Consider the following 21823-nt stretch of genomic DNA (forward strand, 5'->3'; position numbering starts at 1 on the left):
TAGCTGCTTATGTGCTATCATAATACGGAATTATGGAAAAGAGGCGGTACTTATGGCAACAATCCATCCTCAAGCACTGAGCGACTTAGCACTTAATGCTCGCATTTTCTTCGTCGGTATCGGTGGCGTAAGCATGAGCGGTCTAGCTTTGATGGCCAAGAATCTCGGTTATACAGTGGCAGGCTCTGATCCACATGCAAACAGCCGAACAGAACATTTACAATCTGAACAAATCAAAGTTCACTATTCACATCATAAAATGTGGATCGATGACTTTCAGCCTGATATAGCCGTCTACACGGCAGCGATTAAACGACCTAATCCAGAACTTGATCGCTGTCAGGAATTAAATATCCCGACAATTGATCGAGCTGAATTTTTAGGTTGGATAACAAGATATTATAGTCGTGTTATTAACGTTGCAGGTACACATGGTAAAACAACAAGCACCTCCATGTTGGCCTCAATGCTAATTGCCGATAATTTCGATCCTTCTGTCCATTTAGGTGCAGAATTTAGCGGCTTTGGTGGTTCAACAGTCAGAAACGGCCGTCCTGGTGATATATTAGTTTCAGAAGCTTGTGAATATAATTCTAGCTTACTGAATTTCCGTTCGACAACAGCTATTTTGCTGAACATTGATAACGATCATCTTGATTACTTTAAGACAATGGATCGTCTCATTAACTGCTTTGCCCAATTTATAGCTAATATTCCAGCTGATGGCCAGTTAATCGTAATTGATAAAGGACCACATATTGCAAAATGCCTAGCTGAAGCTAAGCAAATGAGAGCTCAAAAAAATAACGGCCAAATTAAGTTATATAGCTTTAATATAGTTGATACTGAAAATTATGCTGCTTGTTGTGAGCAACCTGAAGACAAGCGCGTGCAACTTTGGGCTGAGCATCTAATTCCAGATTACGCTGCTTTCAACTTAACATATGAAGGTGGTTATCCTTGCTTTGATTTCTACAAACAAGGCAGATTTTTAGCCCATATCAACTTACAAATCCCAGGTCGACACAACGTCTTGAATGCCTTGGCTTCCCTTGCCTGCGCTGATTTGTACGGAGCTAATATCGAAACAATCTGTAATGCGCTACAAAATTTCCATGGTGCTGATGGCCGTTTCGAAGTAAAAGGCACATTTCAAGGTGCAACAATTGTTGGTGACTATGCCCACCATCCAACTGCAACTAAGGCCACTATCCTAGCTGCTTCCAAAATGCCCTTTAAGCATCGTTATGTAGTTTATCAGCCACTTACCTATGGCCGTGTTAAAAACCTCTTTAACGACTACGTCGAGGCTTTGAAGCAGGCAGAACATGTTCTCTTTATGAATATCTTTAGTGACCGTGAAAAGAGCGATTTTGGCGTCAGCTCCGAGCAACTAGTCGAAGCTATCAACAAAGCAGGCGGCCATGCTGAGATGCAGCCTACCTATGAAGATATAAAGCAGCGTTTAAGCGAACTTTGTAAGCCTGGCGACTTAGTCCTCTTCTTAGGCCCTGAAGAAGTAAGAATTTGTGGTCAAAGATTGGCTGATGAAAAGCTCTAAGTTCTAAATTAAATAATTCTTAGTGCAAACTAATTCAAGTTATTAGAGTTATTAGAGTTATTACAAAACAAAATCCGCAAGTCAAAAACTTGCGGATTTCTTTTATCTAAGCTAATTAAGCTGTTAATTACAACTTGCTCAAGTCTGGTACATCTTTGGACTCAACTTCAGATAATTCACGTTTATGCTTAGCTTCCTCTTGCTTAACTAAATAGTTTTGCTTAAATTCGGCCAAATTCTCCAAACTTGGTAATTTGCCAGCAGCAATCATCTTCTCACGGCCCTTATTGTGAGCATCCTTAGCTAAAACATCCTCAGGTGTATTTTCCAAATAGAGTATCTCAAACTCTACCTCGTCAATACGCTCAACTTCTAATAAGCGCTCTGCAATCTTACGTAAAGCAGCTTCATGCTCCCTTAAGCAAGTCAAGACATCAACATAAGCTTGGTCGATAATCTTTTTGACAGCCAAATCAATCTGTTCAGCTGTCTTATCGCTAAAGCTACGGCTATGGCCAATACCATGGCCCATGAACATATCATCAGTCTCAACGTAGACCAAATTCTCCATGTTCTCAGCCATACCATAAGCTGTAACCATCTTACGTGCCAACTTATTGCAACCTTCCAAGTCGTTAGAAGCACCAGTTGTGATCTGGTTGAAAATCACTTGCTCTCCGCCTCTACCACCTAAGGCAATCATAATATTCTGCAACAATTGTTCCTTCGTTGCATAATACAAATCCTCATATGGCTTATGGGCTGTATAACCACCAGCTTGACCGGCTGAAATGATAGATACACGTTCGACGCGCTCTGTTTCACTAACTGAACGAACCATAATTGCATGGCCAGCTTCATGATGAGCTGTTATGCTCCGCTCTTCCTCGCTCATAATACGATTCTTCTTTTCAGGTCCAAGCATGACTTTAAAGATAGCATCTTGAATGTCAAAATATGTAATCTCTTTGGCATTACGTCTAGCTGCTAACAAAGCTGCCTCATTAAGTAAGTTAGCTAAATCAGCACCTGTAAAGCCTGGTGTAATACGCGCAATTTCTCTTAAATTGATACCAGCTTGCAACTTTTTGTTGCGAGCATGTACCTTCAAAATCTCTTCACGGCCTTGAATGTCAGGCGGTGAAACGGTGATTCTACGGTCAAAACGACCTGGTCTAGTCAAAGCTGGATCCAAAATATCAGCTCTATTCGTAGCAGCCATTACAATGATGCCCTGTGTAGAACTAAAGCCGTCCATTTCGACCAGAATCTGATTCAATGTTTGCTCACGCTCATCATGGCTACCGCCTAAGCCGGAACCACGCTGACGACCAATTGCGTCAATTTCATCGATAAAAATAATTGCCGGTGTATGCTTCTTAACTTCGTTGAACATATCACGGACACGGGAAGCACCAACACCAACATACATCTCCATGAAATCGGAACCAGAAATTGTATAGAATGGCACACCAGCTTCAGTAGCTACAGCCTTAGCTAACAAAGTTTTACCAGTACCTGGAGGGCCGACTAAAAGCACGCCACGTGGAATCTTCGCACCCAAAGCATAATAACGATTAGGATTGCGCAAGAAATCAACAATCTCTTGCATCTCTTGCTTCTCTTCATCTGCACCAGCTACATCATCGAAGCGAACAGGATTCTCCTTAAGGTCCACTCGTCTAGCCTTGCTACTACCAAAGTTAAGCGGATTTTTGCCATCCCCCATTTGGCGGAACATGAAATTCCAGACAGCAAAGGCTAAAACGCCCATCATGGCTAAAGTCAAAACTACATTTGTCACTGCGCCGTAATTGATCGGCTCTGTGTAGTTGTATGTCATGCCATATTTTTGCTTAGCTTGCTCTAATTTATCTAGAATTTTAGGTAACCAGAAACTAGAAACTCGTTTGCTGATGATTCGACCATCTAAAACAAGCGAATTTTTAGGATCGTTAGCCTTATCTAAAATTTCTAACAAATTAGGCGCTGTGGCTTGGCTATTTGCCTCAGTCAAATTACTTGTTGTATGCTCAGGCAATTCACCTAGCTTAACTTGACTCTTATCAATCAAGTGCACCCTAATTTCGTTGCTTGTCACATCAACGTGACTTACTTTACCCTCATCGATTAAGCGAACAATGGACGATAAATCAGCTTGTTTATCGCCACTGCCCATGAAATAGTAAATGCTCGCAAAAGCCGCTAATATCATTAACAAAAATAGTCCGATATTTGGGCGAAAGCCACGGGCATATTGCTTTTCTTTCTCAAACATATTAACTCCAATTTTTAATTATTAGCTTGAACTGGCCTTGCGGCATAAACGCCAGACAAGTTACGATAGTAATCTTGATAATCAGTTCCATAGCCAACAATAAACTCATCTGGAACTTCTATACCAACATACTTAGGTTCTAATACAACCTTGCGGCGTGATGGCTTATCAAAAGCCGTGCAAATTTCCAAACTTGCTGGTTCACGCTCCTTAAGTAATTGATAAATTTTCTTCAAGGTAAAGCCAGTATCAACAATGTCCTCTACTAAAAGCACATGGCGGCCTTTAATATCACAATTAACATCTTGAACAATTTTGACATCACCGGAACTTACAGTGCCATTACCATACGAACTACAACGTATAAATTCGACGATCACTGGCAAATCAATTGTACGTACCAAGTCACTCAAAAATACAAAAGAACCTTTTAGAATTGAAATCAATAATAACTTTTCCCCTGCATAATCTTGTGACACTCTCTGGCCTAGGCGAACCACCATAGCCTTTATGTCTTCTTCACTGTACATCAGTTTAGCTGGGTACATACCACCAATTGGCGTAAATTTCCCGTTTAACTGCTTCTGATCCATCTTCACGCTCCTTTTTGAGAAGTACTCTTAATTTTAACATAAAAGCCTATCTATTTAGTAAAGCAAACATTAATTATTTCGCTTTAAATTCGACTTTTTTCCGTAAATTGCGGAAAAAGAGATGTTGAACATGCTGAGTATTTTTCTTTACAAGTACTAATAGCTCTGAATACAAAAAAGAAGGTAAAGGCAAGCGCTTAAAATAAGCCTCCAATGCAAGCTGTTTTTGCTCAACTAACAAATAATCCCCCTTTTGGGCTGCTCTTAATTCCAAACTAGCTGATAAATCACCAATTAGCTCAAAATATTGTGGCCAATTAGAAGCTAAAGGCAATAGTTTACCATAATAAGCTAAGAAAAAAGGTTTGCACTTTGCAATAACTAAATCAGTAGCTAACTTTTTATCAGCCAAATGTAAATCAGGGCTAACATATACGACTAGGCAGCGATCCAAAAGAACGACAATTGTCTGTTTATTCAAACTAAAGAACTGAATTTGTTTACTAGGCTTAGTCCAAGCCTTCAAAATAAAGCTCTCTACTACTTTTAATTGTCTCTGCGTAATTAATAGGTCTGGTAACAGCTCAGCTAACAAGCGTTGCCAATAAAATTGCACCAGCTTAATGGGTAAAATTGAAGTTGAATCTGGCTGAAAAGTTATAGCCAAGGCTTGGTCTTTTCCTGGCAAATTTATAGACTTACTTAAATTAACAACTTGCTTATTTAACTCTAAATTAGTCTGTAACAGATAATCTGTAACTTCTAGCTCAGTCTGAGCTAAGCTTGCTAAATTAGCCAACTTACTAGCTGCTTTTGGAAATTTAGTCAAGACAGCAGGCAAAATTGTCTGTCTCAAGAAATTACGCTCATAATGTGTGTCTTTATTGCTTTGATCATCAGCGTAATTCAAGCCTCTTGCCTTAACATAAGCTAACAAATCCGCCTTTGTAAACTTCAACAACGGCCGCCAAGCTGTATATGTTAAATCATCAGTCTGCGTATCTAAAAAATGCTCAAGTTCAGCCTTAGCTATGTCAGCTTCGGGAATTATCTGAATATAGTCTGCCTGAGCAGCCAATTTAATAGTTTCTAAATCAACACAATGCTCCTTAAGCGGCCAAATGCCAGCTAAGCCACGCATACCTGTGCCTTTCAAGCAATGGTTAAAGACAGTTTCAGCCTGATCATCTAAATGTTGAGCTAAACACAGATAACAACTATTATGTTCAACTTTGGTGTAATACGTACTTGCCCACGAAAATGCCATGCGTCTAAGCTCACGCGCGGCTACTTCCTCACTAAAGTGCATAACCTTAGCATAAGCATTGACATCAACGCTGAAAGCTAGAAGTTGGCCCTGCAAAGCGTCTACCTGCGTTTTTAGATTGTAATACTCAAATTCAGCTTCTTTGCGTAAATTATGCCAAATATGAACAAGCGTCACATGCTTTGCCAAAGCTAAGTTACTAGCTAAAAGTTGCCATAAAGCTAGAGAGTCAGCTCCCCCAGAACAAGCCACAAGATAGTGTTTAGTGCCTAATTTTGCTTGCTCATGCTCAAATTCAGCTAGAATTTCCCGAAACTCACTCTCTAATTTTTGTACTTGCATCAATCTACACCCTAAAAATTAAAAAGGTAAATCCAAATCATGTGGAACATCTGAACTGGTTGGATCTTTAGCTATCGGCTCTTTGGCTAATTTAGCATCAGCATCATTCAAATGTGCGTCTAACCAAGCTTTATCTATTTTGTCTGGTTGAAATTCATCAAAATCTTGCGTATGTTGCTCTGCTGGCGGCTCTGCTTGTTCAAAGCTCTCAGCAAATAAAGTATAGTCAGGCATCCAATTCATTTTAACTGTCGTTGTTTTGCCATGCCTATTCTTCGCAATGATAATTTCAGCCTCACTTACAGCTGAACTACTTTCAATCCCCTGTTCTTTCTCTTTATAGTAAGAATCACGATAGATAAAAGTAACAGTATCAGCATCCTGCTCAATAGAACCTGACTCACGCAAATCAGACAAAATTGGACGCCGATTCTGCCTAGCTTCACAAGCACGCGACAACTGCGACAAAGCGATAACTGGCACATTAAGTTCCTTAGCTAACAGCTTCAAGTTACGGGACATTTCCGAAACATCCTGCTGTCTCGAATCAGACTTGCTGTCAGAGCGCATCAACTGCAAATAATCTACAACAATCAAACCTAAATCATGCTCTAGTTTTAGCTGTCTAGCCTTACTTAAAATCTCCAAAGGCGAAATGCCAGGCCGATCATCAATATAAATTGGCACATCGTAAAACTTAAAGGCTGCCTCAGACACCTTGGTCCAAAATTCAGGTGGAAAAGGTGGCTTGTTAAAATCAGCTGAATTTATGAAACGAAAGGCAGACAACAAACGAATCGCAATCTCCTGTTTGCTCATCTCTAAGCTGAAAATTGCAACTGTTTTTTTGGAATAGTAGGCCACATTATGCGCAATATTAATGGCCAAAGCTGATTTACCCATGGCTGGACGTGCTGCCAAAATATTGAGTGAGCCAGCCTTTAGACCGCCTAAAGCATTATCCAAACTTGGATAGGAAGTTTTTAGGCCACGGAACTGGTTACCTGATTTATCAAGCTCTTGTAAATAAGCCAATGTTTCGTCCATAATTGGCCAAATTGCTTCCAAGCCCCCACTGTTACTCTGCTTGCGAATCTGCAATAATTTGCTAACCAACGTATCCATCACAGAGTCAGCATCTTCACTCTTATGACTTAAAAGCGTGATCTGCTGCAATATAGCCTGCAATTCCCGCAGCTTAGCCTTGGAGCGCACTAACTTAGCGTAATCCTCAGCATTCTCCAAGATTCTCGGAGCGTAAGATAGCTCATCGATATAAGCCATCGTGCCAACTTCGTCTAATTGCCCTAAAGCATCTAACTTATCAGCCAAAGTTAAAGCATCTACCGCTTTATGTTCGGCTAACAATTCACGAATTGCCCGATAAATGACCTGATGCTTCGGCAAATAAAAATCTTTCTCGCTTAATAAAGGTAAAAGCGCAGCTAAATAGCTCTTACCTGCCAGCATACAGCCCAAAGTGGCTTTTTCAGCTTCGACATTGTACGGAACAACTTCTGTTTCTGGATTTAAATTCAAATCAGCCAGCATCTCATCTTTCGCCATGCTCAGCGAATCTCCTTATAAAGCTTCGATATTAATTGTAATATCGGCGCTAACTTCATGATAAAGTTTCAATTTACAAGTCATTTGGCCAACACTCTTAATATTACCTGATAAAACGATATTGCGTTTATCAACTTTGTAATCAGCCTTATCTAGGCAAGCCGCCACATCAGCAGCTGTCAACGCACCATAAAGTTTACCGCCCTCACCAGCTTTCATCTTGAGTGTGAAAGTCTTTCCTTTGATCTCTTTGGCTAAATCTTGAGCAGCTTGCTTGTCACGTGCTTCCTTAGCAGCTTCTGCGCCCTTCTTTTGCTTGAGTAAGTTAAGATTTTTGTCATTAGCCAGCAAAGCGAGCCCCTTCTTCAACAAGAAATTATTAGCATAACCCTCGCTAACATCAAGTAATTGATCCTTTTTACCAACATTCTTTATATCTGCTAACAAAATAACCTTCATATGTTGTAAATCTCCCTTACGCTTTTCGCTTAATTATAGCAAAAGATGCAGAGTCTGTGAAAATGACGCTGCATCTTATTAAGCTTAAAGTAGCTTATAATGCTGATAATTAGCTTTCCATCAATTTAATGGCGGCCTTCAGAACTTTTTCACCGTTCATCATGCCATAGTCCATCATGTTTATTACAGCTAACTTGATTGGCCGATTGCCGATAACCTCAGCGAACTTCGGTTCAACGTAACGAATCTGCGGACCTACTAGAACAACTGAAATATCATTATCTTTCTTCAGGCGATCCACGCCTTCCGGCTCAGAAACGGCAAATATCTCAAACTCCTTGCCCATCTCCTTAGCGGCCTTATCCATCTTAGTTACTAACAAGCTTGAACTCATGCCACCTGAGCAAACTAACATGATTTTCTTCATTCTTTCTCACCAGCTTCTTCTAATTTCTTGTAATCTTTCTCAAGTTCCATAACAAATGGCGCATAAATCAAGATGTCAATTACAATCAACACAATCTGCAAGATTGAACCCATGATGCTGCCTGTAGCAAAGAAGCCACTTAAAATCGGCGGCATTGTCCAAGTTGGCATTGCGCAAGTTCTAGGCACAATCCCAATTGCCATCGTTGTATAAGTGATTATAGCATTAACAATTGGTGTGAAAACGAATGGGATGAGTAACTTGAAATTGAGCACAACTGGAACGCCAAAGATTGTCGGTTCATTGATATTGAATATACCAGGTGTAAAAGTAATTGGTGCTAATGCCTTAGCTTGCTTACTTGCATTCTTGCGTCTTGCTAAAATAGCCAAAACAATAACCAAACCTAATGTAGCACCGCCACCACCGATGTAAACAAAGTTCATCATGAATGGGTTTGTAACAATGTGTGGTAATGGCAAACCAGCTTTAACAGCTTCCATATTAGCATTGATATTCTCTAACCAAGTTGGGCCAAAGAATGTATGAACAGTATCAGCACCATGTACACCTACGAACCAGAACAAACCGTTCAAACCAGCAACTACGCAAGTGCCTAACAAGTTATTCGTGAACAGACGTACAGGTTTTGAGAGAATTTGTTGAATCAAAATATGCATATTTGGCAAGCCGAAAGCGTCCAAAGTAGCAAAAATTGCGAGCCAACCACTGATAATCACAATACCAGGAATGATACCTGAGAAGCTACGTGCAACTGCCGGTGGTACAGTTTCTGGTAAAGTAATCTGAATATTACGTTTGATAAACCAAATGTAAACTCTAGAGCTGACCAAAGCTACGACCAATGCAACGAACAAACCACTTGCGCCTAAGAATTGAGTAGGTACACCAGCACCAGCCTCACCTTTGACAAACGGTGTTAATGTGATAAAGGAACCAACTGAAATAATACCAGCTGACAAACCATCAATATCATGCATTTTAGCATATTCCATAGCCACGCCAAAGGCAGCAATCAAGCTGACTAGGCCAAAGCTACTGTCAACACCTTTCCACAAGTAGCCTACGATACCTGCGTCCTTCAACAAGTCTTTCCATGCTTGAATTGGGAAACTTGCAATAATCATTAGAAGAGAACCTGCCATGATAAGCGGCATACTCATAGCTAAACCGTTACGTACAGCTAACAAAATCTTATTCGTAGCCAACTTATAAGCAACCGGCGCCAGCTTTTCTTCCATGAAATTTTTGAGATTCATACGTAAAAATCCCCCGTCTACACAATAGATACCCTGCTCTAACCCGAAAGCAGCGTTCAAGTAATATATTAATACAATATCACAATTTGTGCAATAATTTGTGATTTTTTCCGCCTGTATTTGTACTCATTTTACAAGTGAAAGCTCATGAATCTAAGCAAAATAGCAATTTTGCAAGCATTAAAAAAGGACAGTATATTGTACTGTCCTAAATAAGAACTTGTCCTACACATATCAATCAAAACTAGCAATAACTACTTTTAGTTCCTTAGCTAACTGATAGTCAGTGCAAATATAACTCGTCGGTGCATTTGGATAAACGGCATAAGACACATGCAAGTTACTTGTTGGGTCTGATTTGGTCGACTTACAAGAAGCGTGTAAATACTGTACATGCGTTTTCTCTAACAAGCTCTTCGCGTTGCTTGCCTTAACTCCAGCTCCTGCCACAATTTCAATTTGCTTGCCATACTTAGCTTGCAAACTTGCTAATAAGTCAGCTCCTTGTAGAGCTGTTTCAGATTGCCCACTTGTAAGTAAGCGGTCGACCTTGAGTGCAATCAATGTTTTAATCGCAGCTGCAGCATCTTTGGTATTATCAAAAGCACGATGAAAAATAGCTTTCTTGCCAGCTTGATGAATTAACTCTACAAATTCTTTAGTCCGTTTTTCATCGACCTCGAAATCTTCAGTCAAAAATCCAAAGACTATACCGTCTATATTCTCCTTGCAAAAGATATGTAAGTCCGCTAGCATGCTAGCATATTCAGATTCAGAATAGAAAAAGCCACCAGCTCTAGGTCTAAGCATGCAATTTTTTTCAATCTGCAAATTGTCAGCAATCAATCTAACCAAACCAAAAGATGGCGTCAATCCGCCTAGATCTAAGGCGGCATTAATCTCTACACTTGTGTAAGCAAGCTCGCTAGCTATCTTAGCACCTGCATACGACTCAACACAGATTTCACTCTTAATCATCACTAAAGCTCCAAATTCTAAGGTACAATCGTCTCTACTTCATTCAGCTTATACAAAGCATAAGCATAAATTTCGATGCACTTTTTAAGATCAGCTAGATCAAACCATTCGTTTGGCAAATGCGCAATTCCGTTTTGACCTGGGAAGGATGGACCAAATGGAATGACAGTTTCGCACTTATGTGCATAAGTCATACCAGTTGTTGTCGTCATCTTTGTCTTTGTCTGCATCACTTCATCATAAGCTGCTTGTAAAACAATGGCATTTGTTGAAAGTGGATTCTTTAAGGCCCATTTATCGAAGTGGACAAGTTTGACATTAAGTTTTTTAGCCGTCTGCTTTAACTGCTCAATTAAAGCGTCAATATCACAAACTGGAGTTGATAGACTGAATCTTGCGCCAATGCCCTCAGCTGTATTAACTAAGCGTACCCCACGCACGACCATCTGACCAAAGTGTTCATCTTTGCAACTTACGCCCAAGCTCTTACCTGTACCATCAAGATTTAAGAGATACTTGTTGTAAAATTCTGTAAACACATCAGCTGGACCTGTAATTTCAACAATTGCACGCCCACGTTCACCATAGATAGCTGGGAACTTATTGTCTGGCACAAAGCCCATAACAGGTGCTTTGACATGCTCTAGGTAATACTCAATATCCGACATACCACTTTCTTCATCTGCACCAAAGATGATTCTAATTGGTCGCTTAGGCACAACGCCTAAATTCTTAAGAATCAGCAAAGCATAAAAAGCTGCCATAGATGGACCTTTGCTGTCCAACGCACCACGGCCGTACATACGATTATCAACAATCTGAGCCGCGTATGGTGGATACTGCCAGCCTACGCCCTCTTCAACTACATCAAGATGGCAGAACATTCCCACATAATCTTCGCCAACGCCATACTGACCATACACCATATGATAATCAGCATTACCGGTACTTAATCCCTCGCGTTCACATAATTCAAGGGCCTTATCCAAAACCTGCTTACAAGCTGGACCATAAGGTGCATTAGGCTCAGCTTTCGCTTTTTTACTTGGAATTTGAATCAAGCTCTTATAGTCAGCAATTAATTGGGGATATAAGCGCTCTAATTCAGCTCTAATCTCATCAATCATCATAACTTCAAAATCTCCTCTAATGTATTTGCTTTAAATTCTTTAATAATCCACGAGCATAACTCAATACAAGCTGCTAAATCATCGGTATTGACAACACTATGATTGCAATGCATATAGCGAGCTGGAATACCTAAAGACATATTGACGATACCACCCAAACTCTTATGAATATTACCTGAATCTGTACCGCCTCGATTGAAAACTGAATATTGATATTTGATATTATGCTTTTTACATAAGCCCTCTACCCATTTCAATAAGCTACGATTGGGCAAAGTATTAGAATCAATGCAACAGAGAATAACACCGCCACCCAAAGTGACGCCATTATCATCAAACAGCGTATCACCAGCTAAAGTTGCGTCTAAAGCAAAGGCTAGGTCTGGTCTAACCATATCAGTAACTGTTCTCGCGCCTCTTAGACCTGGCTCTTCTTGCGAAGAAAAAGCCCAATACAAATTGTTTTCATGTGGCAATTTTTGCCCTAAAACTTCTAAGCCAACATAGCAACCGCTTCGATCATCAAAGGCCTTATTCAAAACATATTTCGGATTAGCAAGCGGCATATAATCAGCCTTTGGGCAGCACATATCACCTATTTTGATACCTAATTTCGTGACATCATCAGCATCTATACCTAAATCAAGATAAATACAGTCAGGTTTAACTGTGTACTTTTTGTCAGCTTCGGGCATAGCATGTGATGATGGACTTGAAATTACACCTGTTAAAACACGCCCATCACTTGTCTCCAAGGTACATAAATCACCAACAACTAGATGTGGCCAAATACTCCCAAATGGATGCAAGCGTAAGAAACGGCCACAAATTTCTTCCACAATGAAGCCTACTTCGTCTTGATGCGTGCAAAACATCAACTTAGGTAAGTTAGCATCTTCTTGTTCTGGCCATGCAATCACGCAATGTAAACCATCTATTTTATAATTCGTTAATTTTTGTTTAAGGTACTCAACCATATGCCTTTCCCTGCTAGAAATGGCACGCACACTTGATACTTCCTCTAACATTTTGAGATTCATACGTTAAATGGCCTCCCTACTTTGTGAAGCTCAAGCTCCAATAAGAAATGCTTGAGGAAATTCACCAAGGCTTTAATATCGCGTTTATCTGCCACGACATTCGCTGTGCCCAAATTGCGCATAACGATACCCAAAGCTAAAGTTGGTGTACCACTCAAAGTCTTGTGAATAAATGAACCATCGTTAGCTAGCAAGCCTAAATAAGGTTGGACAGCATATTTAGAGGTAACATAATCCAACAACTGATGATCTGGCAACATCTGGCGATCATAACAAGACACAACTACACCTGAACCTAAGTCAAGACCTGATTTGGAGCCATGGGCCTCAAAGGCTGTTAAAGCAATAGCTAAGTTAGGTCTTGTCACATAAGTAGCTGTCTGAGTACCTCTGAAGCCAACTGTCGATTGAGCTACAGCACCGATAGATAACTGATAGTCCAAAGTTGTAGCTTGTAATTCCCTTAGTAATTCAAGTTCGACAGCTTGTAAGACTTTTTGATTTAACGAACGACCAACAAATGTATGATCTGTTTCAACTAATTCACTTGCGAAGCTAACTAAATCACCTGGCAAAATCTTTTTCGAATCACTTGGATCGCATAACTCGATAAACAGATCGCTCTCTTTAACTGAAGCTGGCACATGCTCTAAAAGCTTACAATCAGTTGAAATAACAGCTGGATACAAGCTACCATCTCTAGCTAAAATTTGAACTCGCTGGCCTAATAAAACAGCCGGCGACTGCGCTTCTAAACAGACAAAGCTGAGTCTGCCGTTTGGAAAGACACGCTCAACCATCAACCCAATTTCATCCATTGGGCAAGCAACAAGTACTTTCTCCAGTTCTTTGTCAGCCTTGTTAGTTTCTGCAAAAACAGAATACAAGCCGTCCTTGTTAATTTGATAGCCAAGCTCTGAATATTTTTCAGAAAGATATTGCTGCAATTGTTTTTCTGCACTTGAGACAGAATTAATCGCATAAATCGTTGCTAATTCATCAAGCATTTCACTTACCTCTTATTCTCTTTATAAAACAAAAACTGCCTATAAGCAGTTTTCGTTTTGCTAATAGCAGATGTCTTGTTCAAGCTGAGCTAGCTTGTCGGGGTGATTAAGTTTGTAATCAAGCCAGGTAGTTAGATTATCAAAGCTATCACTCAAACCAACGCCGCCCTTCTTTGGCATCTTAATAATCGCTATCTTGTCTTTGAACTCAGTGATCAAATCATCATTCTCAGCTGCCATCATCGTCACAACTGGAATTTCACTATTAGTCTGCACAGATTCAGTAACTAAAGCTGACATCTTAGCATAATCGGCAAAATTGAAGCAGGGACCACAGACAACCACATCAGGGTTGATTTTCTTAACCATAGCTGTCAACTTTTGCACAACTTCTGTTTCGTGCTCGACAAAATATTGGTTACCACAATACAAAGTAGCTAGAACTTGAGCACCAACTTTTTGAAGATGAGGTTCTAGCATCAGGGCGGAGCCAACTCCGCCCTTAGCTAAGGTCAAGCCGACATTAGGGTTACCTTTACCCCCTGCACCAGCCAAACCTTGATCAAAAATTAATACAACACGCATAATCAACCTTTCACTTAATCCAACTTAAGTCATACAGCTAGATCATCGAATGATAGATCATCTAACTCATCAGTCTTATTTGCATTAAGTTGTTCTTCCTCCAAATACTTCTTGTCAAGTAATTTCAAGAATGGGAAGTAAATAGCCATATCAACTACAAGGAGCACAGCTTGCAAAATAACAGCTGTAAATGTACCTGTTACGAGATAGCCTGAGAAGAAAATTGGTGTAGTCCATGGTAATTGCACACCAGAAGTGATTGGAATGAAGCCAACCAAAGTAGCAACCATTGAAATAACAGTATTAATAACTGGTGTAAAAATGAATGGTACTAACATCAATGGGTTCAACACAATTGGCAAGCCGAAGATGATTGGTTCGTTGATACCAAAAATAGCTGATGGTAAGGACAAACGACCGAGCATCTTAATGCGGTTAGATTTACCAATAAAGGCCATCATGATGACTAGACCTAAGGTTGAACCGCCACCACCAAAGTTACAGAAGAAGTCTGAGAAACCAGCGGTGAAGATATTCTTCATAGCTAAGCCAGCTTGAGCAGCTTCATAGTTTTCCAAAGTTAAAGCCTTATGAATAGGTCCAAAGATAGTATTTGTAACAGCTGGGCCGTTAATACCGAAGAACCAGAACAAGGTTGACAAGAACTGATAGATAACTTCAAACAAATTATTCTTGCCTAAACCAACCAATGGAGCTTGCAATACTTGATAAATAAAGGTATGAGCATAGGCATAAGATGTGAAATTGAAAATGATGCTGATAGCTAAGAAAATCACCATAACAATTGCAGCTGGAATCAAAGCGGCGAATGAATCCATAACTGCCGGTGGCACACCATCAGGTAACTTAATGACTAACTTACGCTTGTAAGCCCAGGCAAAAATTCTAACAGACAGAATTGCGACCAACATTGACAAGAAAATGCCAGCTGTACCGAAATTGCTGAATGAGAAGCCACGGAAAGCCTTGCTAGTCTCATTCACAAAATTAGGATGAGCCTGTGGTGTAATGATCAAGAATGAAACCAAAGCAACCAAGGCAGCTGCAATCTTATTTGTCAGTTTTAATTCGCTAGCATAGCAATAAGCGATAGACAAAACAGCCATCAAAGAAACACAGTCAAAGGCAACTGTTGTTACACGGCCAAGGAAGGATGACCAATCAGCACCAAAGATGCCAGCCATGAATTCTTCATAGCCATTGATTGGGAAATTGGAAATCAACAAGAAAATTGAGCCGACGATCACAACTGGCACAGAAACCATGAAACCATCACGAATGGCGCTCAAGACCTTGTTTTTGGACAATGAGTTAGCTATAGGACCTAATATACGGTCAAGTTCTTTTAACATTTTGCTGTTCCTTTCTTAATTGCCAATAAAGCACGCTTCAAGACGCGCTCACCGTTCATCTGACCATAATCGTCAGGATCGATAACGAAAATTGGCATACCATAACAACCATATTTCTCTTGCACTTTTTCATAAATGTGCTTAACTTGAGGTCCTAATAACACAGCATCTGGTTTGTACTGTGTGATAATCTCCTCAAGCTGAGTTTGTGAAAATGCTTTGACCTCCAAAGGCAATTTGTTAGCATCAGCTACCTTCTGCATTCTAGAAGCTAACAAGCTTGTCGACATGGCATTGTCACAAAACAAATAAATCCTTTTCATTTTTCTCCCCCTTCCTTGTTCAAAGCTGACAAACTTTAGTTTTGGCTAAATAGTCTTGCAATGAGCCACTGAATTCTTTACTTTTTAGAGCTAAATAAGCTGAAACGATCAAAGAAACGCCGCTTACTACAACTAAAAAATTAGCAACATATTGTGTATCATAATTGGCTAATAGCATCCGCCAATCAAAGATGAATAACGAAAATTGGCTACTTAAATAACCCAATAAAAAAAAAGTCACGAGATAGCGCTGAGCCAACGTAACTAAACTTGGCTTACATTCGTTATTTAATGTAACTATCTCTAACCTAAGCAACATCATCATCGGTGTTTGCGCTCTTTTGGATAGATGTGGAACTAAAACGAAATAAGCAAAGGCAACAAGCAGGCATAATAACATCTCTAAAAGTAGATATGTAGTTGTATATCTAACAACTTGGCCATTACTATCCCCCACACCTAAGCTAAAAGCTAAACCGCGCGAACCTAAGTTCAAAAAAATCGCCGATAAATACCAATCTAATCCGAAAGCTAAAAGACGCTTAAGCAATATTCCACCTTGCATAAGTTGATCCTACTAACTACTTCTTAGCTAGCAATGTGCACATCGTAGCTAATGTTTCTTCACTGATTGTTTTGAAAATTTCAGCTGAATTCAACTGATCTTCTGCGTGCATCAACAGCAAAGAAAAAGGAATCTTCTCGCCATCAGCTTCCTTTACAAGAAGCTCACGATGTGCTTCATGCGCTTTCATAAAAGCAGGATTTGCTTCATTAATCAAGCTCTCAGCTTTGGCAAAATCAGCTTCACGCGCACAACGCATCGCCTCAATATAATTAGATTTAGCTGTTCCAGCTTGAGCTATAATCTGGCAAAAAATCAATTCTAAATCGTCCATAAATTAACTCTCCCAAAAATATTTTATTATTTTTTATTATATTTTATAACATCTCCAAAGGTGCCGTACGCGTCCGAATATAATCTTCCAGCCACTCTTCACTGGCAACTTTATAAGTTGTATGACCCTCTTCCACCTTGCAGACATAAACAGTCGCTGCCTGTTTAGATGAAGCATAAACAAAGGAGAAATTGTTGATATTGGTTGCTACGCCATATTCTCCATGCTTATTCAATGCTACAACTGAAATATCGCCAGCTGTGCCATGATTAATTTCACGTAGACGCTTATCTAAGCGATTAACTACTAGCTCACAAGCTGCCTGTGGTGTTAAACCAGCTTCCATCTGTCGAACAATTTCATAAGACACAAGACCTTTCATAATGTCTTCGCCTAGACCTGTCGCCGTAGCAGCGCCAACTCTTGAATCAGCATAGAAGCCAGATCCAACTAAAGGGCTATCGCCAACACGCCCTGCTCGTTTCATGAACAAACCAGAGGTAGAAGTACCGACACAAATTTTGGCTTGTTTGTCCAAGCAAGCCATACCGACAGTATCATGCCCAATATATGGTTTTAAGACTGATGCCTGTTGCGCCAAATTCTCTTTCTTCAAACGGTTATAATAGTGAATCTTTGCACGCTGTGTCAGCATATTTTTGCGCTCAAACCCAAATTTATGAGCATAGGCTTCAGCTCCTGCGCCTACTAACACATTATTATATTTTTCAAAAGATAAACGTCGAGCAATGGCAATTGGATTTGCATAATCACGTAATGCTCCAACAGCTCCAACGGTTAAATCATTACCGTCCATGAAGCCTGAATCAAGCTCAACTTCCATATTCTCATTAGGTAAACCGCCATACCCGACAGACTTAAAATAAGGATAATCCTCAGTCTCTTTGATTGCAGTTTCGATAGCTTCGCCAGCATCTTCACCTTCAGCAAGTTCGGCACATGCTTTAGTAATACCTTCTAAAGCCATTCTCCAAGTTCCAATTATCGCCCACATCTAACTTTCTCCTTTTCTCGCTCTAAATTATACCGATTGGCTAATTATTTTGCAAGTATTTGCACATATTTTGTGCAAATTTGAACGGGGATTTTGAGTATTTTTGGTTTTCTCAAATTAAATCAAAATTCTTAGAATTTAGAAAGCTGACATGCGTGCTTAATGTCTAATGTACCTTATTATAAAGCATAATAAGGGTATAAAAAAGAGCAGCTAATAAATTGCTGCTCCTTATCATCTACTAAAGTAAATAACCTTACTCGCCAACGAATGGTAACAAGGCCATAAAACGTGCACGCTTAATAGCGACTGCCAATGGGCGCTGATGTTTAGCGCAATTACCACTGTTACGACGTGGCAAAATCTTGCCAGATTCAGTAATGAACTTCTTCAATGTAGTGACATCTTTGTAATCAATGACTTCTACATGATCAGCACAGAACTGACAAACTTTCCTACGTACACGATGTGGACGACGAAAACTACGATTTTCTGCCATATTAAACTCCTTAACTAATTATAATGAGAAGGGCAGTGTATTATCGCTACCCGAGACGTTAAAGAACTCATCACTATCATCCAAATCAAAAGCATCGTTAGCCTGTGGCTTGTTGCTAGCTTGACTAACAGCTGGCTGAGGCTTGTTGGCTGTATCGCCACCATAGTTATTATTAGAAGAAGCAACTTTACTCTCTGCAAAGTAAACTTCATCTACAACTATCTCTGTGATATAACGGCGTTCACCATTCTTATCATAGCTACGGACCTGAATCGAACCGACAGCTACCATCTTCGAGCCTTGCTTAAAATACTTAGCGATAAATTCTGCCTGTTGGCGCCAAGCAATCATCGGAATGAAATCCGTCTCTCTTTCGCCATTCTGTGACTTAAAACGACGATCAACCGCCAATGTAAAAGAAACTACAGACACACCATTCGGAGTTTGTCTCAGTTCTGGATTTTTAGTTAACCTACCCATCAAAATAGCTTTATTCATGCCGGCTACGCCTCCATTTGTCTTGCTTACTTATCTTCACGTACGATGATGAAACGCAAGACTGCTTCATTAATCTTCAACAAACGATCAATCTCTTTCGGATGCTCAAGATTAGCTGTTTGGAATTTAACAACATAGTAGAAAGCTTCCTTGTGATCATTGATTTCGTATGCTAAGCGTTGCTTACCGATTGCATCTTTAGAAGTGATTGTTGCATTAGAACTAACCAAAGTTTCAATATCTTCAACAGTCTTCTGCAATGTCTCTTCATCCAAAGTTGGAATCAAAGCAAACATCAACTCATAATTACGATCCATGACTTCACCTCCTCTCGGACTTTGACCTAATAAAAATTAGGTGAGGGCGCCTATGTGGCGCATATAACTTGTTTAGTATATCAGTTTTAAATAAAATTACAAGCAAAATCGGGCTCTGCTAATAATTAGTTCAAACTAATTTCAATCTCTCGCCTGTAATTACCTACTAAATATAGGCTATTATAAATTAGCCATTTACATGCACAATACTGATCATGAGTTCTGGCTCACGACCTGTCTTTTGTCTGAGATACGATAGTAACTTTTGTCTGAAGCTAACTGAAGCTAAGAAAGTTGGTAGTGGCTTGCCTGCCTTCTTAGTCTGCTGAATTTGACGAGCAATCATTTTTCTAAAGTTACTTTCAATCTCTTTATCAGTTTCAAAAATAAAGCCAAGTGTTTTCAGTTGTACATCGCTAGCTAACTCACCATTTTTCATATTAACAGCGAAAGTTAAAGTAATTAAGCCCTTATCAGCTAGGCTATGCCGCTCTTGAATGACTTTGGTATTAGCTAAAGTACGCGTACTACCATCAATCAAGACATCATTGCCAAGTACATAACCGGTAATAGCGGCAAAGTCATCTTTGAGTGCTAATACGTCACCGTTATGCATGATAAAAATATTAGCCCAGTTCTGCCCTAATTCATGTGCCAACTTTGCATGCTCATATAACATATGATATTCACCATGTCCTGGTACAAAGTACTTAGGTTGAATGATGGTATGCATCAGTTTAAGTTCTTCTCTGGAAGCATGACCTGAAACGTGTACATCATTTAATTGATTATATATAACATTAGCGCCATGCTTATATAATTCATCAATCACCCGTACAACTGAACGTTCGTTACCAGGAATTGGTGATGAACTCAAAATTACCGTATCTCCCTCTTTGAGGCTGATGGCTGGATGTTCAGAATAAGCAACACGGCTTAAAGCAGCTAACGGCTCACCTTGACTGCCTGTCATGATGAAACAAAGCTCTTCCGGCTTGTATTTATTAATTGCTCTTAAATCAATTACTGTATCCTGCTTGACCTTGATATAGCCTAAATCGTAAGCTGCTTGAAAGACACTCTGCATCGATCTGCCTAACAAACAGACTTTGCGCTTGTAATTTTCAGCAGCCGCCACAACCTGTGCCACACGATCAACGTTACTAGAGAAAGTAGCTACAAAGATGCGGCCCTTTGCCTCTCTAAAATAATCATCAAAACAGGCCCCAATTGTCTTCTCTGACATGGTATATCCGCTCTTTGTGGCATTGGTACTTTCACACATATACAATAAAACACCCGCCTTACCAAGCTCGGCAAAGCGTTGTAAGTCAATAGCTTGTCCATTTATAGGTGTGAAGTCGACTTTAAAGTCACCTGAATGAATAACAGTACCAGCTGGCGTAAAGATAGCTAACGAAAAAGCATCCGCAATTGAATGATTAACATGAATATACTCAACTGAAAACTTACCAGCTTTAACTACATCACCACTTTGGCAAGCATGCAAATCTTGACAAGCTGTCACTAAATTGCGTTCGCGTAATTTCTTCTCAATCAACTTGATAGCAAGTGCTCCAGCATAAATTGGGGCTTGAATTTTCTCCATCAACCAGGCAATTGAACCAATATGATCTTCATGGCCATGGGTGATGAATATCGCCTTGACCTTATCTTTGTGTTCATATAGATATTGCATATTAGGCAAGACAGAATCGATGCCTGGATGATCTTCAGTTGGGAACTTCACGCCCACATCAACGACAATGATCTCATCACCATACTCATAGCAAGTCAAATTCTTACCAATTTCACAAAGTCCGCCCAAAGGAATTACTTTAAGCGCATCTTTCGGTGCCTTAGGTAATTTTTTGCTAATTGATCTTGGTGTCTGTACAGACATCATGCGCTGAAAACGATTTTCGTAGGTATTGAAATTAGGTTCGCTATCAGCAATTTTCAGGAATTCTAGCTGGGGTGACAAGTTAGGTCGGCGTAATTTTAATTTAGCACGCTTACTAGCTCTAAGCTTTTCTTTGGAAGGCAGATATTGCTTAGTAATTCTGACGCTATTCATGCGTCCCTGCCTATTTCTACTAATACCGCGTTTAGGCATGATAACGCTCTGCAATTTAGTTTTAGCAGCCCGCAAAGCCTTACCCAAACTTGATGTTTTATCACTCGAATCAGACTTAGCCTGCTTTTTACTCATTTGTTTGTTTAACGTTTTTGGACTTTCTTTTTTCGCTTGGGAACTATGTTTTTTGTTGCTTTTTTGCTTCGGAATAGCTCTCTCTTTATTTTTTTCTGTTGTTTGTGTCATTAAATTCTCCATTTTCTAGCAGTTTGACAAGGTTACAAAATTAAATATAATGTTTACTAGTGT

22 protein-coding genes are annotated in these 21823 nt (G+C 39.8%); 1 reads left to right on the forward strand and 21 read right to left on the reverse strand.

The annotated features are described in order from the left end of the window. The first annotated feature begins 52 nt into the window (after positions 1–52). Positions 53–1561: a UDP-N-acetylmuramate--L-alanine ligase gene (gene murC, locus PYS62_RS04785; RefSeq protein ID WP_066712368.1), complete on the forward strand. Its 1509-nt coding sequence runs from the start codon at positions 53–55 to the stop codon at positions 1559–1561. Between the two features lie 127 nt (positions 1562–1688). Here murC and ftsH read toward each other — a convergent pair whose 3' ends face one another. The 21 genes from ftsH to PYS62_RS04890 form a co-directional block, all read right to left on the reverse strand. Beyond that, positions 1689–3839: an ATP-dependent zinc metalloprotease FtsH gene (gene ftsH, locus PYS62_RS04790; protein ID WP_066712370.1), complete on the reverse strand. Its 2151-nt coding sequence runs from the start codon at positions 3837–3839 to the stop codon at positions 1689–1691. Between the two features lie 14 nt (positions 3840–3853). After that, positions 3854–4432 (reverse strand): hypoxanthine phosphoribosyltransferase, encoded by a 579-nt coding sequence (gene hpt, locus PYS62_RS04795; RefSeq protein WP_315574007.1) that lies wholly within the window; start codon positions 4430–4432, stop codon positions 3854–3856. Between the two features lie 73 nt (positions 4433–4505). After that, complete coding sequence (gene tilS, locus PYS62_RS04800; RefSeq protein WP_066712372.1) at positions 4506–6041, reverse strand: tRNA lysidine(34) synthetase TilS; 1536 nt, start codon at positions 6039–6041, stop codon at positions 4506–4508. A gap of 18 nt (positions 6042–6059) precedes the next feature. After that, complete coding sequence (gene dnaB / locus PYS62_RS04805) at positions 6060–7607, reverse strand: replicative DNA helicase (RefSeq protein ID WP_066712375.1); 1548 nt, start codon at positions 7605–7607, stop codon at positions 6060–6062. A gap of 15 nt (positions 7608–7622) precedes the next feature. Then, positions 7623–8066: a 50S ribosomal protein L9 gene (gene rplI / locus PYS62_RS04810; protein WP_066712378.1), complete on the reverse strand. Its 444-nt coding sequence runs from the start codon at positions 8064–8066 to the stop codon at positions 7623–7625. A 109-nt stretch (positions 8067–8175) separates the two neighbouring features. Further along, positions 8176–8493, reverse strand: coding sequence for a PTS sugar transporter subunit IIB (locus tag PYS62_RS04815; protein WP_066712381.1), 318 nt, complete (start codon positions 8491–8493; stop codon positions 8176–8178). Beyond that, a complete protein-coding gene (locus PYS62_RS04820; protein WP_066712384.1) occupies positions 8490–9773 on the reverse strand; it encodes a PTS sugar transporter subunit IIC in 1284 nt (427 codons plus the stop codon). The genes PYS62_RS04815 and PYS62_RS04820 overlap by 4 nt, the downstream gene beginning before the upstream one ends. Positions 9774–10007: 234 nt before the next feature. Continuing rightward, positions 10008–10751, reverse strand: a complete 744-nt coding sequence (locus PYS62_RS04825) for a copper homeostasis protein CutC (protein ID WP_066712386.1) — start codon at positions 10749–10751, stop codon at positions 10008–10010. Positions 10752–10768: 17 nt separating this feature from the next. Next, a complete protein-coding gene (locus tag PYS62_RS04830; RefSeq protein WP_315574165.1) occupies positions 10769–11881 on the reverse strand; it encodes a Sapep family Mn(2+)-dependent dipeptidase in 1113 nt (370 codons plus the stop codon). Beyond that, a complete protein-coding gene (locus PYS62_RS04835; RefSeq protein WP_066712388.1) occupies positions 11878–12921 on the reverse strand; it encodes a M42 family metallopeptidase in 1044 nt (347 codons plus the stop codon). The genes PYS62_RS04830 and PYS62_RS04835 overlap by 4 nt, the downstream gene beginning before the upstream one ends. After that, positions 12918–13928: a hypothetical protein gene (locus tag PYS62_RS04840; protein ID WP_066712390.1), complete on the reverse strand. Its 1011-nt coding sequence runs from the start codon at positions 13926–13928 to the stop codon at positions 12918–12920. Before PYS62_RS04840 ends, PYS62_RS04835 begins: the two co-directional genes overlap by 4 nt. 60 nt (positions 13929–13988) lie before the next feature. After that, the gene (locus tag PYS62_RS04845) at positions 13989–14513 is read right to left on the reverse strand and encodes a GrdB-related putative oxidoreductase (protein ID WP_066712393.1); all 525 of its coding nucleotides are present in this window, start codon (positions 14511–14513) and stop codon (positions 13989–13991) included. Positions 14514–14542: 29 nt separating this feature from the next. Next, positions 14543–15886 carry a PTS sugar transporter subunit IIC gene (locus PYS62_RS04850; RefSeq protein ID WP_066712395.1) on the reverse strand — a complete coding sequence of 448 codons (1344 nt, stop codon included), beginning with the start codon at positions 15884–15886 and terminating at the stop codon, positions 14543–14545. Beyond that, positions 15880–16209 (reverse strand): PTS sugar transporter subunit IIB, encoded by a 330-nt coding sequence (locus PYS62_RS04855; protein WP_066712398.1) that lies wholly within the window; start codon positions 16207–16209, stop codon positions 15880–15882. Before PYS62_RS04855 ends, PYS62_RS04850 begins: the two co-directional genes overlap by 7 nt. A gap of 19 nt (positions 16210–16228) precedes the next feature. Continuing rightward, complete coding sequence (locus PYS62_RS04860) at positions 16229–16774, reverse strand: RDD family protein (protein ID WP_066712400.1); 546 nt, start codon at positions 16772–16774, stop codon at positions 16229–16231. Positions 16775–16790: 16 nt separating this feature from the next. Continuing rightward, the gene (locus PYS62_RS04865) at positions 16791–17108 is read right to left on the reverse strand and encodes a PTS lactose/cellobiose transporter subunit IIA (protein ID WP_066712402.1); all 318 of its coding nucleotides are present in this window, start codon (positions 17106–17108) and stop codon (positions 16791–16793) included. Between the two features lie 43 nt (positions 17109–17151). After that, positions 17152–18123 carry a N(4)-(beta-N-acetylglucosaminyl)-L-asparaginase gene (locus tag PYS62_RS04870; RefSeq protein WP_066712408.1) on the reverse strand — a complete coding sequence of 324 codons (972 nt, stop codon included), beginning with the start codon at positions 18121–18123 and terminating at the stop codon, positions 17152–17154. 256 nt (positions 18124–18379) lie between these two features. After that, positions 18380–18622: a 30S ribosomal protein S18 gene (rpsR, locus tag PYS62_RS04875; protein ID WP_066712411.1), complete on the reverse strand. Its 243-nt coding sequence runs from the start codon at positions 18620–18622 to the stop codon at positions 18380–18382. A gap of 18 nt (positions 18623–18640) precedes the next feature. Next, entirely contained in the window at positions 18641–19120 is a 480-nt protein-coding gene (locus PYS62_RS04880) for a single-stranded DNA-binding protein (RefSeq protein WP_066712413.1), read from the reverse strand. 26 nt (positions 19121–19146) lie between these two features. Further along, positions 19147–19437, reverse strand: coding sequence for a 30S ribosomal protein S6 (gene rpsF, locus PYS62_RS04885; RefSeq protein ID WP_066712417.1), 291 nt, complete (start codon positions 19435–19437; stop codon positions 19147–19149). Between the two features lie 187 nt (positions 19438–19624). Next, entirely contained in the window at positions 19625–21760 is a 2136-nt protein-coding gene (locus tag PYS62_RS04890; RefSeq protein ID WP_066712420.1) for a ribonuclease J, read from the reverse strand. Positions 21761–21823: the final 63 nt, after the last annotated feature.

This window comes from Amygdalobacter nucleatus (assembly GCF_029167365.1).
Classification (GTDB): Bacteria; Bacillota; Clostridia; order Saccharofermentanales; family Fastidiosipilaceae; genus Amygdalobacter; species Amygdalobacter nucleatus.

Bases quoted from the DNA above. Each gene is read 5' to 3' on its own strand.
- murC (WP_066712368.1), top strand. From the start codon at position 53: ATGGCAACAATCCATCCTCAAGCACTGAGCGACTTAGCACTTAATGCT.
- ftsH (WP_066712370.1), bottom strand. From the start codon at position 3,839: ATGTTTGAGAAAGAAAAGCAATATGCCCGTGGCTTTCGCCCAAATATC.
- hpt (WP_315574007.1), bottom strand. From the start codon at position 4,432: ATGGATCAGAAGCAGTTAAACGGGAAATTTACGCCAATTGGTGGTATG.
- tilS (WP_066712372.1), bottom strand. From the start codon at position 6,041: ATGCAAGTACAAAAATTAGAGAGTGAGTTTCGGGAAATTCTAGCTGAA.
- dnaB (WP_066712375.1), bottom strand. From the start codon at position 7,607: ATGGCGAAAGATGAGATGCTGGCTGATTTGAATTTAAATCCAGAAACA.
- rplI (WP_066712378.1), bottom strand. From the start codon at position 8,066: ATGAAGGTTATTTTGTTAGCAGATATAAAGAATGTTGGTAAAAAGGAT.
- PYS62_RS04815 (WP_066712381.1), bottom strand. From the start codon at position 8,493: ATGAAGAAAATCATGTTAGTTTGCTCAGGTGGCATGAGTTCAAGCTTG.
- PYS62_RS04820 (WP_066712384.1), bottom strand. From the start codon at position 9,773: ATGAATCTCAAAAATTTCATGGAAGAAAAGCTGGCGCCGGTTGCTTAT.
- PYS62_RS04825 (WP_066712386.1), bottom strand. From the start codon at position 10,751: ATGATTAAGAGTGAAATCTGTGTTGAGTCGTATGCAGGTGCTAAGATA.
- PYS62_RS04830 (WP_315574165.1), bottom strand. From the start codon at position 11,881: ATGATGATTGATGAGATTAGAGCTGAATTAGAGCGCTTATATCCCCAA.
- PYS62_RS04835 (WP_066712388.1), bottom strand. From the start codon at position 12,921: ATGAATCTCAAAATGTTAGAGGAAGTATCAAGTGTGCGTGCCATTTCT.
- PYS62_RS04840 (WP_066712390.1), bottom strand. From the start codon at position 13,928: ATGCTTGATGAATTAGCAACGATTTATGCGATTAATTCTGTCTCAAGT.
- PYS62_RS04845 (WP_066712393.1), bottom strand. From the start codon at position 14,513: ATGCGTGTTGTATTAATTTTTGATCAAGGTTTGGCTGGTGCAGGGGGT.
- PYS62_RS04850 (WP_066712395.1), bottom strand. From the start codon at position 15,886: ATGTTAAAAGAACTTGACCGTATATTAGGTCCTATAGCTAACTCATTG.
- PYS62_RS04855 (WP_066712398.1), bottom strand. From the start codon at position 16,209: ATGAAAAGGATTTATTTGTTTTGTGACAATGCCATGTCGACAAGCTTG.
- PYS62_RS04860 (WP_066712400.1), bottom strand. From the start codon at position 16,774: ATGCAAGGTGGAATATTGCTTAAGCGTCTTTTAGCTTTCGGATTAGAT.
- PYS62_RS04865 (WP_066712402.1), bottom strand. From the start codon at position 17,108: ATGGACGATTTAGAATTGATTTTTTGCCAGATTATAGCTCAAGCTGGA.
- PYS62_RS04870 (WP_066712408.1), bottom strand. From the start codon at position 18,123: ATGTGGGCGATAATTGGAACTTGGAGAATGGCTTTAGAAGGTATTACT.
- rpsR (WP_066712411.1), bottom strand. From the start codon at position 18,622: ATGGCAGAAAATCGTAGTTTTCGTCGTCCACATCGTGTACGTAGGAAA.
- PYS62_RS04880 (WP_066712413.1), bottom strand. From the start codon at position 19,120: ATGAATAAAGCTATTTTGATGGGTAGGTTAACTAAAAATCCAGAACTG.
- rpsF (WP_066712417.1), bottom strand. From the start codon at position 19,437: ATGGATCGTAATTATGAGTTGATGTTTGCTTTGATTCCAACTTTGGAT.
- PYS62_RS04890 (WP_066712420.1), bottom strand. From the start codon at position 21,760: ATGACACAAACAACAGAAAAAAATAAAGAGAGAGCTATTCCGAAGCAA.